The following is a 14,401-nucleotide window of genomic DNA, read 5'->3' as shown; positions in this document are numbered from 1 at the left end:
ATCAGTCCTCCTCGTCGGGCACCCGTCCGGGCACCGGACGCAACGCTAGCGCCACCAGGGGCACGGTTGCGATCGCCGCGAGCAGGGTGAGCGTCGGATAACCCATCACCCGCATGACAAACCCGCTGACCGCCGCGGCGCCGGCGCCGGCCAGCCCCATGGTCAGGTCCGACAGCCCCTGCACGCTGGGCCGGACGGCGGTGGGCACCGACTCCGACAGCAGCGTGGAGCCGGCGACCATGGTGCCCGACCAGCCCAGCCCGAGCAGCGTCAGACCGACCGAGAGCCCCGGCGTGTGGTGTCCGGCCGTGCCGGCGACCGCGCAGGCGGCCAGCAGCACCCCCACCCCGCCGAGAATCACCGGCCGCCGGCCGAGCCGGTCGGTGAGCCAGCCCACCACCGGAGAGAGGGCGTACATGCCGGCGATGTGCAGGCTCAGCACGACGCCGACCACCCGCAGCACGTCGGCGTCGTCGTGGAACTCGCCGAGGCGTACCGGGGTCATCGACATGACCGCGACCATCACCAGGTGGCCCACCGCCACCGCGGCGATGCCGAGCCGAGCGGCGGGCCGCTCGCGTACCACCCGCCAGGCCGCCCGCATCCCGGCGCCGCGCCCGGCCGCGGACCGGACCGGGGCGGCGCCGGCCGGCTCGGCGACCGGCGCGTCGGCCGCCACCAGCCGGCGCGCGGTGAGCAGCGGGTCGGGCCGCAGCAGGAGCAGCAGTACGACCGCCGCCAGCACGAACGCGGTGGCGCTGAAGGCGAACGGGCCGGCCAGCGGGGGCAGACCCCAGCGGTTGGTGGTGCGATCGGCGAGCGCGGCGAAGTTCGGCGCCGCCACCGCGCCGATGGTGGTGGCCCAGACGATCACGGAGAGCTGACGGCCCCGGCGGGCCGGCTCGGCCAGGTCGACGGCGGTGTAGCGGGCCTGGAGGTTGGCCGCGGTGCCGCCGCCGAAGAGCAGCATGCCGAGGAAGAGCAGCGGCACCCAGCGGGTGACCGCGGCGAGCACCACCAGCACGCCACCGGTCGCCCCGACCAGGTACGCCACGACCAGGCCCGGCCGGCGGCCGTGGCCGAGCATGATGCGGGTGACCGGGACGGCGAGCAGCGCCGCGCCCACCACGCCCGCGCTCTGCGCCAGGCCGGCCGCCGCCGTGCCGGCGATCCGGGCGGCGAGCAGCGCGCCCACGGCGATGCCGATGGTGACGCCGATACCGCCGATGATCTGGGTGCCGAAGAGCAGCCGCAACGTGCGGCGCTGGATCGGGGCGACGTCGGGCCGGGTCGGGGCCGGCGCGGTGAGGTCGGTGGCCATGGGGCTCCTCGGTAAGGGGTGACCCATCCTCCCGCACCCGACCGGGGCACCGGCACCCGGTTTCCCTAGAGGCCGAGACCCCGGCCGATGATCTCCTTCATGATCTCGGTGGTGCCGCCGTAGATGGTCTGCACCCGCCCGTCCAGCCAGGCCTTCGCCACCGGGTACTCCAGCATGAAGCCGTAGCCGCCGTGCAGCTGCACGCACCGGTCGGCCACCTTGTTCTGCAGCTCGGTGGTCCACCACTTGGCCTTCGCCGCGTCGGTCACCGACAGCCGTCCGGCGTTGAACTCGGCGACGCAGTGGTTGACGAAGGTCCGCGCGATGGTGACCTCGGTGTCCAGCTCGGCCAGGAGGAAGCGGTTGTGCTGGAACTTTCCGATCGGCCGGCCGAACGCCTCCCGCGAGCGGGCGTAGTCGAGGGTGACCGCGAGCAGCTTCTCCGCCGCCGCCACCGCGGCCACCGCGATGCCCAGCCGTTCCCGGGGCAGGTTCCCCATCAGCTGGTAGAAGCCGTGGTTCTCGGTGCCGATCAGGTTCTCCGCCGGCACCCGGCAATCGTCGAAGAAGAGCTCGGCGGTGTCGTTGGCCTTCAGGCCGACCTTGGCCAGCCGCCGGCCCCGGCTGAAGCCGGGGGTGCCGGTCTCCACCGCGATCAGGCTCACCCCGTGCGCGCCCTGGTCCGGCGCGGTCCGCACGACCACCAGCACCAGGTCGGCCATCTCCCCGTTGGTGATGAACGTCTTCTGCCCGTTGAGCAGATAGGATTCGCCGTCCCGGACGGCGCTGGTGCGGATGCCGGCCAGGTCGCTGCCGGCGCCCGGCTCGCTCATCGCGATCGCGGTGACCAGGTCACCCGAGCAGAAGCGCGGCAGCCAGCGCTTGCGCTGGTCGTCGGTGGTCAGCTCGGTCAGGTACGGCGCCACCACGTCGTTGTGCAGGCCGAAGCCGAGGCCGGAGCAGCCGGCGGCGACGATCTCCTCGACCAGCACCGCGTTGAACCGGAAGTCCCGCTGGCCGCCGCCGCCGAACTCGGTGTCGACGTCCATGCCGAGCAGCCCCGCCGCGCCGGCCTTGCGCCACACCTGCCGGTCGACGATGCCGTCGGCCTCCCAGCGCTCGTGGTGCGGGACGGCCTCCCGGGCCAGGAACTGGCGGCACAGGTCCCGGAACTCTTCGTGGACGGGCTCGTAGAGATGCTGCTGCATGGCGGCCAGTGTGGCACCGCTCACCCGCGCTGCCCAGGGGTCGGCGGGTGCTCACCAACGGGGGCCGGTCGGGTGGTCAGGTGACCCTTCAGCCGGCGGGTCAGGGTCCGCGCGGCGACGACGGCGGAGATGGCGGCGATGAGGCCGTAGATCACGGTCCAGTACGCGCCGGACGCGGTGGACCTGGTGGACAGGGCCAGCAGGATCAGTCCGGCGCAGAACGCCAGGATCAGCGCCAGCCCCAGCAGGGCGCCCTGGCGCTGCCGACGCAAGTGGGCCGGCAGCTCGGCCCGCAGCCGGGCCTCGGCCAGCGGCGTGCCGCGCCGGAGCGCCTCCCGCAGCGCCGCGCCGTCCGGGTCGACGACGCGGCGCTGCTCCTGCGTCGTCCGGCGGGTCAGCGCGATCACCGGACCGATCCAGACCCCGCTGAAGGCGGCCTCGAGCAGCAGCTCGTCCAGCGGCTCGGAGCGGTCGAAGAGCCACCGCAGCGGAAGCGAGACCAGCAGGGTCAAAAGCGGCCAGAGCATGGCGAAGACCAACAGCCCCGGCTGGCGGTCGAAGGCGATGCGCGGCGGGTGCGGGCGTCGGACATGGGTGCTGCGTTACCCGCCGCACGTCCGCGGTACTCCTCTGTGGAGGGTGCCTCGGCTGCCCTCCCCTCCGCGCCCGGTGCGGCCGGAGCCGGTCCGCACGCTCGTGATGTGCGAGCGGGTCAGCCGGCGAGGGCGCGGGCGGCCACCGTCAGGTCGGCGACCAGCCCCTCGTACGCCTTGTCCTGGTCGTCGGCGCGCAGCACCGCGGACGGGTGGATGGTGGCCAGCAGCTGGGCGGCGGGCGCGTCGGCGACCTTGCCCGCGCTGTTCACCGGCACCCGGGTGAAGTCCTCCGGATGCTGCGCGGAGGCGGGCCAGGGCAGCAGCTCGCCCCGCTGCCGGGTGACCCGGAACGCCGGGCCGAGCAGCGCCTTGGCGGCGGTCGCGCCGAGCACCACCACCACCTCGGGGCGGAGCTGGGCGAACTCGGCGACCAGCCAGGGCCGGCAGGCGGTGATGTGCACCCGGTCCGGGCTCTGGTGGATGCGCCGCTTGCCGCGCAGCTCGAATCTGAAGTGCTTTACGGCATTTGTCAGAAAGATGTGGCCCGGGTCGATTCCGGCGTCGTCAACCGCCTTGCGGAGCAGCCGGCCAGCCGGACCGACGAAGGGCAGGCCTTTCTGGTCCTCCATGTCGCCGGGCTGCTCGCCCACGAAGACCACCCGGGCGCTCTCGTCGCCCCGGCCGAAGACGGTCTGCGAGGCGTCCCGGTAGAGCTCGCACCCCTGGCAGTTGGCCGCCGCGGCGCGCAACTCGTCGATGGTGTCGGCCTGCGGCGGGATGAACTGCTGGGCTCCGGGGGCGCTCTCGGTCTGCTCGGCCATGCCGACTTTATATACCGGTTTCGTCCCGGACGCCGGGTGCCGCTCGTCGCGCGGCACCCGTCCGGGCGTCAGTAGCCGCCACCTCCGCCGCCGCCGCGCGAGGCCAGCGCGATCGCGATGATCACGACGATCACCGCCACCGCGATGGCGATCCAGAGTCCCGTCCTGGACCTGCTCGAAGCCATGTCGACCACCTCCCGGCGCGGCATTCCCGCATGTGCGGCCGGCATGCCTCGGCCGGTCAGGCGGTGAACCCGAACGGCGCGGTGGGGCGTACCGCGCGGGCGAGGTCGGCGGCGAGCGGGGCGAGGTCGGCCTCGTCGAGGAGGCTGACCGTGATCCGGACGCCCGGGCCGGCGGCGATCCGGTTGAGTGTGCCGGGGGCGACCGACCAGCCGGCGTCCCGCAGCGCGGTGACCACCACCGTCTCGTCCGGCACGGGCACCCAGACGTTGATCCCGGTGCGGCCGTGAGCGGCCAGGCCGTGCGCGGCGAGCGCGTCCGCCAGCCCGTCCCGCCGCCGCTCGTAGCTCTCCCCCGCCCGGCGGACCAGGTCGGCGGTGGCAGGGTCGCGCCAGAGCGCCAGCACGAGGCGTTGCAGCACGGTGGAGACCCAGCCGGCGCCGACCCGGGCCCGGCCGGCGACCCGGGCCACCGTGGCCTCGTCGCCGGCCAGCACGGCCAGCCGCAGGTCCGGGCCGTAGGGCTTGCTCACCGACCGGACGAAGGCCCAGGCCGTGGTCGCCCCGGCGAGCGGATGCAGCGGTACGCGGGCCAGTTCGGCGGCGTGGTCGTCCTCGATCAGCAGCAGGTCGGACCGGCCGGCGAGCAGTGCCCGCAGCGCGTCGGCGCGGTCGGCGGAGACGGCCGCCCCGGTGGGGTTCTGGGCGCGGCTGGTGACGATCAGCGCCCGCGCCCCGGCGGCGAGGGCGGCCCGTACTCCCGGCGCGGTGGGGCCCTCGTCGTCGACCGGCACGCCGATGGCGCGCAGCCCTAGCGCGGCGACCAGGTCGAGCAGGTTGGCCCAGCCGGGGTCCTCCACGGCCACCGCGTCACCGGGGCGCAGGTGGGCGGCGAGCAGGCGTTCGATGCCGTCCAGCGCGCCGCCGGTGACGGTGATCTCCGCGGCCGGTACGCCGTCGGCGGCGAGCCGTTCCCGGGCGACGGCGGCCAGTTCGGGGACGACGGCGGCGGTCGCGTACCCGGCGGGCGGGCCGATCTCGGCGGCGAGCGCGGCCAGGTGCGGACCCAGCGGCGGCAGCAGCCGGGGGTCGGGCTGCCCGGCGGAGAGGTCGCGGACGCCGGGGAGCGGCGGCGGCAGCAGGCCGGCCCGGCGGGTGGCGACCGGCGGCCGCGGGCATACCCGGGTGCCGTGCCGGCCGGCGGTCACCACCAGGCCGCGTTGCCGCAGCTCCTGGTACGCCTTGGCGACGGTGGCCGGGCTCACCGCCAGCTCGCCGGCGAGGGCGCGGACGGCGGGCAGGGCGGCTCCCGGGGCGAGGGCCCCGCCGCGGATTCCGCCCTCCACGCTGGCCGAAATGGCGGCCGACGTCGAACCCTCGATCTGATAATGTGCTGCCACAGTTTTGGGATTGTACTAGAACAAAGGTGGGATGTCGCATGTACCCCCCGACCGAACGGACCACCCCCAGCCGCACCCGCGACCGGATGAGCTACGACGAGACCGCCGCGCACGCCGTCCTCGACGAGGCGTACCACTGCGCGCTGGGGTTCACCGTGGACGGTGAGCCGCGGGTGCTGCCCACCCTGCACGTCCGCGTCGACGACACCCTCTACCTGCACGGCTCCACCGGCAGCCGGCCACTGCTCGCCGCCCGGGGCGACGCCGGGCTGCCGGTCTGCGTCGCGGTCACCCTGCTCGACGCGCTGGTCTACGCCCGCTCCCAGTTCCACCACAGCGCCAACTACCGCTCGGTGGTCGCCCACGGCACCGCCCGGCTGGTCACCGACGAGCGGGAGAAGACCGCCGTCCTCACCGCGCTGGTCGAGAAGGTCGCCGCCGGGCGCAGCACGGACAGCCGCCCGCCGAGCCGCCGGGAACTGGCCGAGACGGCCGTGCTGGCGCTGCCGCTGCGCGAGGTGTCGGTCCGCGCCCGCACCGGCGGAGTCAACGACGACCCCGCCGACCTCGACCTGCCGTACTGGGCCGGGGTGCTGCCCCTGCGGCTGACCGCCGGGGCGCCGGAGCCGGACGCCGGGGTGACCGCGCCGGTGCCGGCGTACCTGCGGCCGGCCCGGTCGGCCCGGCTGGAGCCGGTGGTGCTGCGCGGCCAGCACGTCGTGCTGGAACCCCTCGACCTGGCCCACGCCGAGGAGTTGTACGCCGCGCTCGACGACCCCGAGGTGTGGCGGTACGTCGGCAGCCCCCGACCGACGAGCGTGGCCGAGATGGCCGGCCACGTCCGGGCCGCGCTGGCGGACCACCAGCGGGGCGTACGGGTGCCGTGGGTGCAGCGCTGCGCGGCCACCGGGGCGGTGGTCGGCACCACCTCCTACTACCACCCCGACGAGGCCACCCGGTCCCTGGAGATCGGCTACACCCAGCTCGGCCTGGCGTGGTGGCGCACCGGGATCAACACGGAGGCGAAGCTGCTGCTGCTCACCCGGGCCTTCGAGGAGCTGGACGCGATCCGGGTCACCTGGCAGACCAGCACGCTCAACGAACGCTCGCAACGGGCCATCGAACGGCTCGGCGCGACCCGGGAGGGCACCCTGCGGGCCAACCGCCGTCGCGCCGACGGCACCTGGCGGAACTCGGCGCTCTACTCGATGCTGGCCGACGAGTGGCCTAACGCACAGGTCAGGCTGCGGGAAAGGCTTCGTCCGGCGGCACCGGTGGGGTCATGATGTCCGACGTGCTGGGCATCACCGACATCTGGACGTACGTGCTGGGGACCGTGGCGATCGTCCTGCTCCCCGGGCCGAACTCGCTCTTCGTGCTCTCCACCGCCGCCCGGCGCGGGGTGGGGGTCGGTTACCGGGCCGCGGGCGGGGTGTTCGTCGGCGACTCGGTGCTGATGATCCTCTCCGCCGCCGGGGTGGCGTCGCTGCTCAAGGCGTACCCGCCGCTCTTTCTCGTGATCAAGTACGCCGGCGCGGCGTACCTCGGTTATGTGGGGTTGATGATGCTGCGCGGCGCCTGGCGGCGCTGGCGCGACCGCAACGACCCGACCACGCCGCGGCTCATCGACGCGGCGGAGCCCGCGGCGGTGCGCAGCCCGTTCCGGCGGGCGCTGGTGATCAGCCTGCTCAACCCGAAGGCGATCCTCTTCTTCATCTCGTTCTTCATCCAGTTCGTCGACCCCGGGTACGCCTGGCCGGCGCTGTCTTTCCTGCTGCTCGGCCTGATCGCCCAGGTGACCAGCGCGCTCTACCTGACCGCGCTGATCTTCGCCGGGACCTTCCTCGCCACCCAGTTCCACCGCCGTCGCCGGCTGGCTCTCACCGGCACCACCGCGATCGCCGCCCTCTTCCTCGGCTTCAGCATCAAGCTCGCCACCGCCTCCGTCTGACCACACGGCGGTCAGGTGCCGTCGCCGCCGCCGCCGATGCCGCCACTTCCGGCCGTGCCGCCCAGGCCGTAGCCGGGCGCGACCGGCTCGTCGGGGTGGCGGCTGACGTGCGCGGACTCACTGATCGCGGCGGACCAGTCGGCGTGCGCGGCGGCGGCCGCGTGCCGGTTGATGGCGTGCCGCAGCCACCCGTCCACGGTGGCCACCCAGTCCCGCCGGTCCTGACCCGCGTGCCAGACCCGGAACCGGCTGATGCTCTGGTGGGTGACCCCGGCCAGGGAGAGCCGCCGATCCAGCCAGAGCAGCACCTCCAGTCCCGCCGCGTTGGTCACGAAGATCAGTTCCAGCTCGGTGATCGGGCCGGCGTAGAGCGGCGCCACCCAGTAGCCCAGCCGCTCGTGGAGCGGCAGCGCCTGCTCCACCCCGGGCAGCCGGCCCTGCTGCAGGCCCGCCTGCCGCATCACGAAGCCCAGGGTCTCCAGCGCGGCGAGGATGTGCTGCTGGGTGGGGAGCGGGTGGACGAAGACCGGCACCATCGCGCCCTGGTCCAGGTCCGGATCCACCGACACCTCGGTACGCAGACCGGTGCGAAGACCCATCAGCGGCACCCCGCCGAAGATCGTCACCGGGGTCTCCCAGGGCAGCGGCAGCGCGAAGTCGACCGCCCGCCGCCGCCCCGCCGGCACCACGAACCGGCCGGCGATCGGCGCCTGGTGGTACTGCATCAGGCGGCGCGGCGAACCCGGATCCTCCGGTTCGGCCTGGGCGACCAGGCCGAGCCGCACGTGCCGGACCGGCACGTCCTCGCCCCCGGCGGCGAGCGTCACCCGCCCCGGCAGCCGCAGGCCCGGACGGGTGCTCGGGTTGGTCAGGGTGGTGCTCACCGACAGCCCGGTCCAGCCGGACTCCGACGACACCCCGGTCAGCCGCACCCCGCTCCCCCGTCCGCCGCCGCCGACCCGGCGGCATTCCCGGTCCCCGGCCCGGCACTCCTCGCCGGCCGGATCGACCGGCCGGCGCCGGGCCGGGGACCGGGTCACGGAAACCTGGCGGCCGGACGGTCGATCAGCGCAGGCGCCGGCCCCTCGGCACCGGGTCGGTCTCGTCGTCGAACTCGCCGATGACCTCCTCCAGCAGGTCCTCCAGGGCCACGAAGCCGATCGGCCGGGTCGGACCACCGCCGTTACGGACCAGCGCCAGCTGGGCCTGCCGGCCCCGCATCACCGCCACCGCCTCGGTGACCGAGGCCTCCCCGGGCAGGGTGAAGGCCGGGGTCATCAGCTCACCGGCGGTCGCCGGCCGGCCGGTGGTGACCGCCCGCACCGCCTCCCGGACGTGCACCAGCCCGCAGACCTCGCCGCCCGCGTCGAGCACGGCCAGCCGGGACCGGCCGCTGTCCCGGGACACATGCTCGATCCGCTCGGCGGTGTCGTCCCGGCGGACCGTGACGATCCGGTCGAACGGCTCCATCACCTGCGCCACCGTGGTGCCCTGCAGCTCCAGCATGCTGGTCAGCAGCTGGTGCTGCTCCGCGCCGAGCAGCCCGTGCTCGCGGGACTGCTCCAGCAGGATGCGCAGCTCGTCCGGGCCGTGCACCATGGCGAGCTGGTCCTGCTGACGCACGCCGACCAGCCGCAGCACCAGGTTGGCCAGCGCGTTCAGCGCGGAGAGCACCGGGCGGGCGACCCGGGCGAAGGCCCGGAACGGCAGCGCCAGCAGCGTCGCGGAGCGCTCCGCGTCGGTGATCGCCCACGACTTCGGGGCCATCTCGGCGACCACCAGGTGCAGGAACGTCACCAGGCCGAGCGCGAAGAGCAGCGCCACCAGGTGGCTGACCGCGTCCGGCAGGCCCACCACATGCAGCAGCGGGCTGAGCAGGTGCTCGATCGCCGGCTCGGCCAGGGCACCCAGGCCCAGGGTGCAGAGCGTGATGCCCAGCTGGGCGCCGGCCAGCATCAGCGACAGCTCGCGGACGCCGTCCAGCGCCGCCCGGGCGGCCCGCCCGCCGCCGGCCGCAGCGTGCTCCAGCCGGTACCGCTTGGAGGCCACCAGGGCGAACTCGGCGGCCACGAAGAACCCGTTCAGCGCCAGCAGCACCACGGAGAAGAAGAGCGCGAACCCGGGGCTCATGCCGCCTCCTCCCCGCGTGCGGCCCCGGCCATCCGGAGCCGGACGGAGTCGGCGACGTGCCGGTCCACGGCCAGCACCTCGACCAGGGCGCGCGGCTCGGCGTCGGGCTCGTCACCATCGGCGGCGAGGCTGATCTCCAGCCGGTCGCCGACCTCGGGCACCCGGCCGAGCTCCCGCATGACCAGGCCGGAGAGGGTGTCGTACTCGGGGGCCTCGGGCAGCGCGATGCCGGTGCTGTCGGCGACCTCGTCGATCCGCCAGCGGGCCGGCACCACCCAGGAGCCGTCGTCCTGCCGGGCCGGAGCCCGCTCCGGCGGGTCGTCCTCGTCGCGGATCGGCCCGACCAGCTCCTCGGCGATGTCCTCCAGGGTGATCACGCCGGCGAAGCCGCCGTACTCGTCGACCACGCAGGCGAGCTGCCGGTGGCCGACCCGGAGCCGGTCCAGCACCGTCGGCAGCGGCAGCGTCTCCGGCACCAGCAGCGGCGGTACGGCCACCGCGGCGACCCGGGTGGTCGCCCGCTCGGCCGGCGGCACGCCGAGCACGTCGGCGATGCCGACCACGCCCACCAGGTCGTCGACGCCCTCGGCGCCGCGGACGGGGAAGCGGGAGTGGCCGGTGTCGAGCAGTTCGACGATCCGGCTGACCGGCTCGTCGGCGCGTACGGTGTGCACGTCGACCCGGGGCACCATGGCCTCCCCGGCGGTCAGCTCGCGGAAGTCCAGGCCCCGGTCGAGCAGGTCGGACATCTCGGCGTCGAGGCGCCCCTCCTCGCGGGACTCGGCGATGATCTGCTCCAGGTCCTGCGGGGTGGCGCCGCTGGGCAGCTCCTCGATCGGCTCGATGCCGAGCCGACGCAGCAGCCGGACGGCGGCCCGGTCGAAGAGGGTGATCACCGGGCCGGCGAGCTTCAGGTAGATCAGGGTGGACCGGCTCAGCGCCCGGGCGAGCGACTCGGCACGGGCGATGGCGAGGTTCTTCGGGGCCAGCTCGCCGAGGACCATCTGCACCACGGTGGCGATGAGCAGGGCCAGCACCACCGACAGCGGCAGGCTGACCGCGGTGGACACCCCGGCGACGCCGAGCAGGTCGGCCAGCCCGGCGCCCAGGTACGGCTCGGCGACGTAACCGACCAGCAGGGCGGTCACGGTGATGCCGAGCTGGGCGCCGGAGAGCATGAACGACAGCCGGCCGGTCACCTCCAGGGCCCGGGCGGCGGCCACGTCGCCGGCGTCGGCGAGCTGCTTGAGCTTGCCGCGGTCCACGGCGACGTAACCGAACTCCTGGGCCACGAAGTAACCGGTGGCGGCGGTGAGCACGATGATGAGTACGAGACCCACGACGATCAGCACGGGAGGTTCAGGGCTCCCGGGGTCGTCGGGGCGAGGGGATGCCGGGCACGACCCGGCTGGCTACTGCTGCCCTCCTGGGCAGAGGAGTCGATCATGTGACCATTTTATCCGCGCTGCCTGGACGCCCGCTGAGGGTGGCGCAGTTGTCCGGTTCCGCCCGGTCAGCGCTCGGCCAGCTCGTCCGTGTCGAGGAGAGCCCGGTCGACCCGACCCGACCGGTACGCGGCCCGGCCCACCATCTGGGCGGCGACCGGCGCGGTGGCCAGTTGGAAGACCGCCACCAGCGCCAGCATGCCCAGGTCCGACGGTGTACGCAGCCGCAGCGCCACCCCGGCCAGCAGGAGCAGCACGCCGAGCACCTGCGGCTTGGTGGCGGCGTGCATCCGGTCCAGCACATCCGGGAAGCGCAGCACGCCGATCCCGGCGGCCAGGCTGAGCAGCGCCCCGGCGGTCAGGCAGGCCGCACCGAGCCAGTCCGCGACGACTCCCATCACGCCTCCTCGCGGACGGCGAAGCGGACCATGGCCACCGAGCCGACGAAGCCGAGCAGGGAGAGCACCACCAGCACGGGCAGCGTGGTGGCGTGCCGGTTGACCGCCGCCTCGGCGCCGACCGCGCCGAGCATGGTGGAGAGCAGCAGGTCGGCGGCGACGACCCGGTCCAGCAGCGACGGCCCCCGGTAGATGCGGGCCAGGGCGAGCAGCGCGGTGACCGACAGCAGCACGGTCAGCACGACGGCGAGGAGCGTGGTCACGGGTTCTTCCTCCGGTCGACGGGTTCGGTGTGCAGCTGGCGTACCTCGGCGGGCGAGCCGATCGCGCGGACGAGGCGCCGCTCGACGGCGCGGATCCGGTCGCGGCCCGCGTCCAGGTCCTCCGGGCCGCGGACGTCGAGCACGTGCACGTAGAGGACGCCGAGGTCCCGGTCCACCTCGAGGATGAGGGTCCCCGGGACCAGGGAGATCACCTCGGCGGTGAGCGCCAGGTTGAGGTCGGTACGGACCCGCAGCGGCACCGCGATGATCGCACCGCGCGGCCGGCAGCCGGGGCGGACGGCGATCGCGGCGACGTGGACGCTGGCGCGGACCAGTTCACCGGCGAAGGTGACCGCCAGCACGAGCAGCGCCCCGGGACGGATCCGGCCGCCGAAGGTGACCGGCGGCAGCGGGAAGAAGATCAGCACGGCGGCTCCGACGACCAGCCCGCCGAGCACGTTGCCCCAGGAGAGGTCCCCCCAGAGCAGCAGCCAGATGAGCACCAGCCAGCCGAGCGCGGCCGCCTGGTCCCGCCGCCGGCCGCCGCGCCCGCGCCCGACCGCCGCCGGCTGCGGGCCGGCCCCGCTGCCCCGGTCGGGCGGCGGACCGGACGGCCCGGCGTCACCGCGGGCCGGCGGAGGACCCGCCGGTCCGGACCCGTCACGCCCGGACGGGCCACCGCCCGTCACGGCACGCCGTTCGGGAACACGGCCCGCACGTACGGGGTGCGTGCGCGCAGGTCGGCGGCGGCGTCCGCGGTGACCCCGAAGAGCGGCCCGGCGGCGAGGGTCAGGGCCACACCGAGCGCGACCAGGGCGGCGGTCGCGCCGACCATCAGCGCCGGCAGCCGTACGGTCGGGCCGGTGGTGGCCAGCCGCGGCGCCCGCCAGAACGCGATGTTCCACACCCGTGAGGCGACGTAGAGGGTGAGCAGGCTGGTCACCGTCCCGGCCCCGACCAGCACCCCGGGGAGCACCCCGCGCGCCGCCACGCCGGCCTGGAGCAGGCCGAGCTTGCCGAGGAAGCCGGAGAAGGGCGGAATGCCGGCGAGGTTCATCGCCGGGACGAAGAACAGCACCGCGAGCAGCGGGGCGACCCGGGCCAGCCCGCCGAGGCGGCGCAGGTCGGTGCTGCCGGCCCGCTCCTCGACCAGGCCGGCGACCAGGAAGAGGGTGGTCTGGATGGTGATGTGGTGCACCACGTAGAAGATCGCCCCGGAGAGGCCGGCGACGCTGCTCAGCGACACCCCGAAGATCATGTAGCCGATGTGACTGACCAGGGTGAGCGAGAAGAGCCGCTTCATGTCGGACTGGGCCACCGCGCCGAGGATGCCGACCACCATGGTCAGCCCGGCCACCACCATGAGCAGCCGGTCGGCCTGACCGCCGGGGAAGAGCAGCGTCTCGGTGCGGATGATCGCGTACACGCCGACCTTGGTGAGCAGGCCGGAGAAGACCGCGGTGACCGGGGCCGGGGCGGTGGGGTAGCTGTCCGGCAGCCACGCGGAGACCGGGAAGACCGCTGCCTTGATGCCGAAGGCGAGCAGCAGCATCAGCTGCAACCCCAGCCGTACGCCGTCCGGCAGGCCGTCCAGCCGGCCGGCGAGCTGCGCCATGTTGAGGGTGCCGGTGGCCGCGTACACCATCCCCACCGCGGCCAGGAAGATCATCGAGGAGAGGACGCTGACCACCACGTACGTCGAGCCGGTCCGGATCCGGGTCTCGGTGCCGCCGAGGGTGATCAGGACGAAGCTCGCCGCCAGCAGGATCTCGAAGCCGACGAAGAGGTTGAACAGGTCGCCGGCGAGGAAGGCGTACGTCACGCCGGCGGTCAGCACCAGGTACGTGGGGTGGTAGATGCTCACCGGTGCGGTCTCGCTGGTCTCCCCGCGACCCTGACCGATGGAGTACAGCAGCACGCAGAGCGTCACCGCCGAGGAGACCACCAGCATCAGCGCGGCGAGCTGGTCGGCGACCAGCACGATGCCCACCGGCGCCGGCCAGCCGCCCGCCTGCACCACCACCGGCCCGTGCCGGTACGCCTCGACCAGCAGCGTCACCGCGACCGCCAGGGTGGTGGCGAGGCCGACCACGCTGACCGACCGTTGCAGCCCGGGCCGGTTGGCCAGGATCAGCGTCAGCGCGGCGCCGAGCAGCGGCACCACCACCGGCAACGGCACCAGCGCCGGCGTCACGGCTGGTCCCCCCGGCGCAGCCGACGCAGCGCGGGCCCCGGGTCCACCTGTTCCGGGTCGCTGTCCGGGCCCTCGCCGCCGAGGTCCGCGGTGGACACCTCGTTCCGCTCGGCGAGCCGGACGATCTGCCGGTCCTCCAGGTCGTCCTGCACCTCGTCGTCGCCGCTGAGATACCAGCTCCGGTACGCGACCGCGAGCAGGAACGCGGTCAGCCCGAAGGTGATCACCACGGCGGTGAGCACCATCGCCTGGGGCAGCGCGTCGCTCATCCCTTCGGTCGGCGCGGTGCCCACCACCGGGGCGACCCCGGACCGGCCGCCGAGCAGGATCAGCAGGTTCACCCCGTTGCCGAGCAGGATGACCCCGAGCAGGATCCGGCTCAGGCTGCGCTCCAGCAACAGGGTGACGCCGGTGGCCACCAGCACCCCGACGGCGATCACCAGCACCAGGGTGGGTCCCGCCCCGCCCGCCCTCACCGCGCCACCTCTGTTC

At 74.3% G+C, this 14,401-nt stretch carries 15 protein-coding genes; 2 read left to right on the top strand and 13 right to left on the bottom strand.

Annotated elements, in window-relative coordinates; all coding sequences use genetic code 11:
• Position 1: 1 nt before the first annotated feature.
• The 5 genes from SLP03_RS20835 to SLP03_RS20815 form a co-directional block, all read right to left on the bottom strand.
• A complete protein-coding gene (locus SLP03_RS20835; RefSeq protein ID WP_319462293.1) occupies positions 2-1,321 on the bottom strand; it encodes an MFS transporter in 1,320 nt (439 codons plus the stop codon).
• A gap of 65 nt (positions 1,322-1,386) precedes the next feature.
• Positions 1,387-2,529, bottom strand: a complete 1,143-nt coding sequence (locus tag SLP03_RS20830) for an acyl-CoA dehydrogenase family protein (protein WP_319462292.1) — start codon at positions 2,527-2,529, stop codon at positions 1,387-1,389.
• Positions 2,530-2,549: 20 nt separating this feature from the next.
• Positions 2,550-3,056, bottom strand: coding sequence for a hypothetical protein (locus SLP03_RS20825; RefSeq protein WP_319462291.1), 507 nt, complete (start codon positions 3,054-3,056; stop codon positions 2,550-2,552).
• A 185-nt stretch (positions 3,057-3,241) separates the two neighbouring features.
• Entirely contained in the window at positions 3,242-3,946 is a 705-nt protein-coding gene (locus SLP03_RS20820; protein ID WP_319462290.1) for a UdgX family uracil-DNA binding protein, read from the bottom strand.
• Between the two features lie 241 nt (positions 3,947-4,187).
• A complete protein-coding gene (locus SLP03_RS20815) occupies positions 4,188-5,528 on the bottom strand; it encodes an aminotransferase class I/II-fold pyridoxal phosphate-dependent enzyme (RefSeq protein ID WP_319462289.1) in 1,341 nt (446 codons plus the stop codon).
• A gap of 38 nt (positions 5,529-5,566) precedes the next feature.
• Here SLP03_RS20815 and SLP03_RS20810 point away from each other — a divergent pair, with 38 nt between their 5' ends.
• Positions 5,567-6,814: a bifunctional pyridoxamine 5'-phosphate oxidase family protein/GNAT family N-acetyltransferase gene (locus SLP03_RS20810; protein ID WP_319462288.1), complete on the top strand. Its 1,248-nt coding sequence runs from the start codon at positions 5,567-5,569 to the stop codon at positions 6,812-6,814.
• Complete coding sequence (gene leuE, locus SLP03_RS20805; RefSeq protein WP_319462287.1) at positions 6,811-7,479, top strand: leucine efflux protein LeuE; 669 nt, start codon at positions 6,811-6,813, stop codon at positions 7,477-7,479. Before SLP03_RS20810 ends, leuE begins: the two co-directional genes overlap by 4 nt.
• An 11-nt stretch (positions 7,480-7,490) precedes the next feature.
• On the opposite strand, the gene SLP03_RS20800 is transcribed toward leuE, so the two are convergent.
• From SLP03_RS20800 to SLP03_RS20765, 8 genes are all read right to left on the bottom strand, one after another.
• Positions 7,491-8,411 (bottom strand): sporulation protein, encoded by a 921-nt coding sequence (locus SLP03_RS20800; protein WP_319462333.1) that lies wholly within the window; start codon positions 8,409-8,411, stop codon positions 7,491-7,493.
• Between the two features lie 133 nt (positions 8,412-8,544).
• Complete coding sequence (locus tag SLP03_RS20795; RefSeq protein ID WP_319462286.1) at positions 8,545-9,609, bottom strand: hemolysin family protein; 1,065 nt, start codon at positions 9,607-9,609, stop codon at positions 8,545-8,547.
• On the bottom strand, positions 9,606-10,961 hold the full coding sequence (locus SLP03_RS20790; RefSeq protein ID WP_319462285.1) for a hemolysin family protein: 1,356 nt from the start codon (positions 10,959-10,961) through the stop codon (positions 9,606-9,608). The genes SLP03_RS20795 and SLP03_RS20790 overlap by 4 nt, the downstream gene beginning before the upstream one ends.
• A gap of 161 nt (positions 10,962-11,122) precedes the next feature.
• The gene (gene mnhG, locus SLP03_RS20785; RefSeq protein ID WP_319462284.1) at positions 11,123-11,452 is read right to left on the bottom strand and encodes a monovalent cation/H(+) antiporter subunit G; all 330 of its coding nucleotides are present in this window, start codon (positions 11,450-11,452) and stop codon (positions 11,123-11,125) included.
• Complete coding sequence (locus SLP03_RS20780) at positions 11,452-11,715, bottom strand: monovalent cation/H+ antiporter complex subunit F (RefSeq protein WP_319462283.1); 264 nt, start codon at positions 11,713-11,715, stop codon at positions 11,452-11,454. The genes mnhG and SLP03_RS20780 overlap by 1 nt, the downstream gene beginning before the upstream one ends.
• Positions 11,712-12,404: a Na+/H+ antiporter subunit E gene (locus SLP03_RS20775; RefSeq protein WP_319462282.1), complete on the bottom strand. Its 693-nt coding sequence runs from the start codon at positions 12,402-12,404 to the stop codon at positions 11,712-11,714. The genes SLP03_RS20780 and SLP03_RS20775 overlap by 4 nt, the downstream gene beginning before the upstream one ends.
• Positions 12,401-13,909, bottom strand: coding sequence for a Na+/H+ antiporter subunit D (locus tag SLP03_RS20770; RefSeq protein WP_319462281.1), 1,509 nt, complete (start codon positions 13,907-13,909; stop codon positions 12,401-12,403). The genes SLP03_RS20775 and SLP03_RS20770 overlap by 4 nt, the downstream gene beginning before the upstream one ends.
• A complete protein-coding gene (locus tag SLP03_RS20765) occupies positions 13,906-14,385 on the bottom strand; it encodes a Na(+)/H(+) antiporter subunit C (protein WP_319462332.1) in 480 nt (159 codons plus the stop codon). Before SLP03_RS20765 ends, SLP03_RS20770 begins: the two co-directional genes overlap by 4 nt.
• Positions 14,386-14,401: the final 16 nt, after the last annotated feature.

It is taken from the genome of Micromonospora sp. RTP1Z1 (genome assembly GCF_033804685.1).
GTDB lineage: Bacteria > Actinomycetota > Actinomycetes > Mycobacteriales > Micromonosporaceae > Micromonospora.
This window is presented reverse-complemented; position numbering and strand designations above follow the sequence as displayed.

Coding starts and splice junctions, on each gene's coding strand:
- SLP03_RS20835 (WP_319462293.1), bottom strand. CDS start 1,321: ATGGCCACCGACCTCACCGCGCCGGCCCCGACCCGGCCCGACGTCGCC.
- SLP03_RS20830 (WP_319462292.1), bottom strand. CDS start 2,529: ATGCAGCAGCATCTCTACGAGCCCGTCCACGAAGAGTTCCGGGACCTG.
- SLP03_RS20825 (WP_319462291.1), bottom strand. CDS start 3,056: ATGCTCTGGCCGCTTTTGACCCTGCTGGTCTCGCTTCCGCTGCGGTGG.
- SLP03_RS20820 (WP_319462290.1), bottom strand. CDS start 3,946: ATGGCCGAGCAGACCGAGAGCGCCCCCGGAGCCCAGCAGTTCATCCCG.
- SLP03_RS20810 (WP_319462288.1), top strand. CDS start 5,567: ATGTACCCCCCGACCGAACGGACCACCCCCAGCCGCACCCGCGACCGG.
- leuE (WP_319462287.1), top strand. CDS start 6,811: ATGATGTCCGACGTGCTGGGCATCACCGACATCTGGACGTACGTGCTG.
- SLP03_RS20795 (WP_319462286.1), bottom strand. CDS start 9,609: ATGAGCCCCGGGTTCGCGCTCTTCTTCTCCGTGGTGCTGCTGGCGCTG.
- mnhG (WP_319462284.1), bottom strand. CDS start 11,452: ATGGGAGTCGTCGCGGACTGGCTCGGTGCGGCCTGCCTGACCGCCGGG.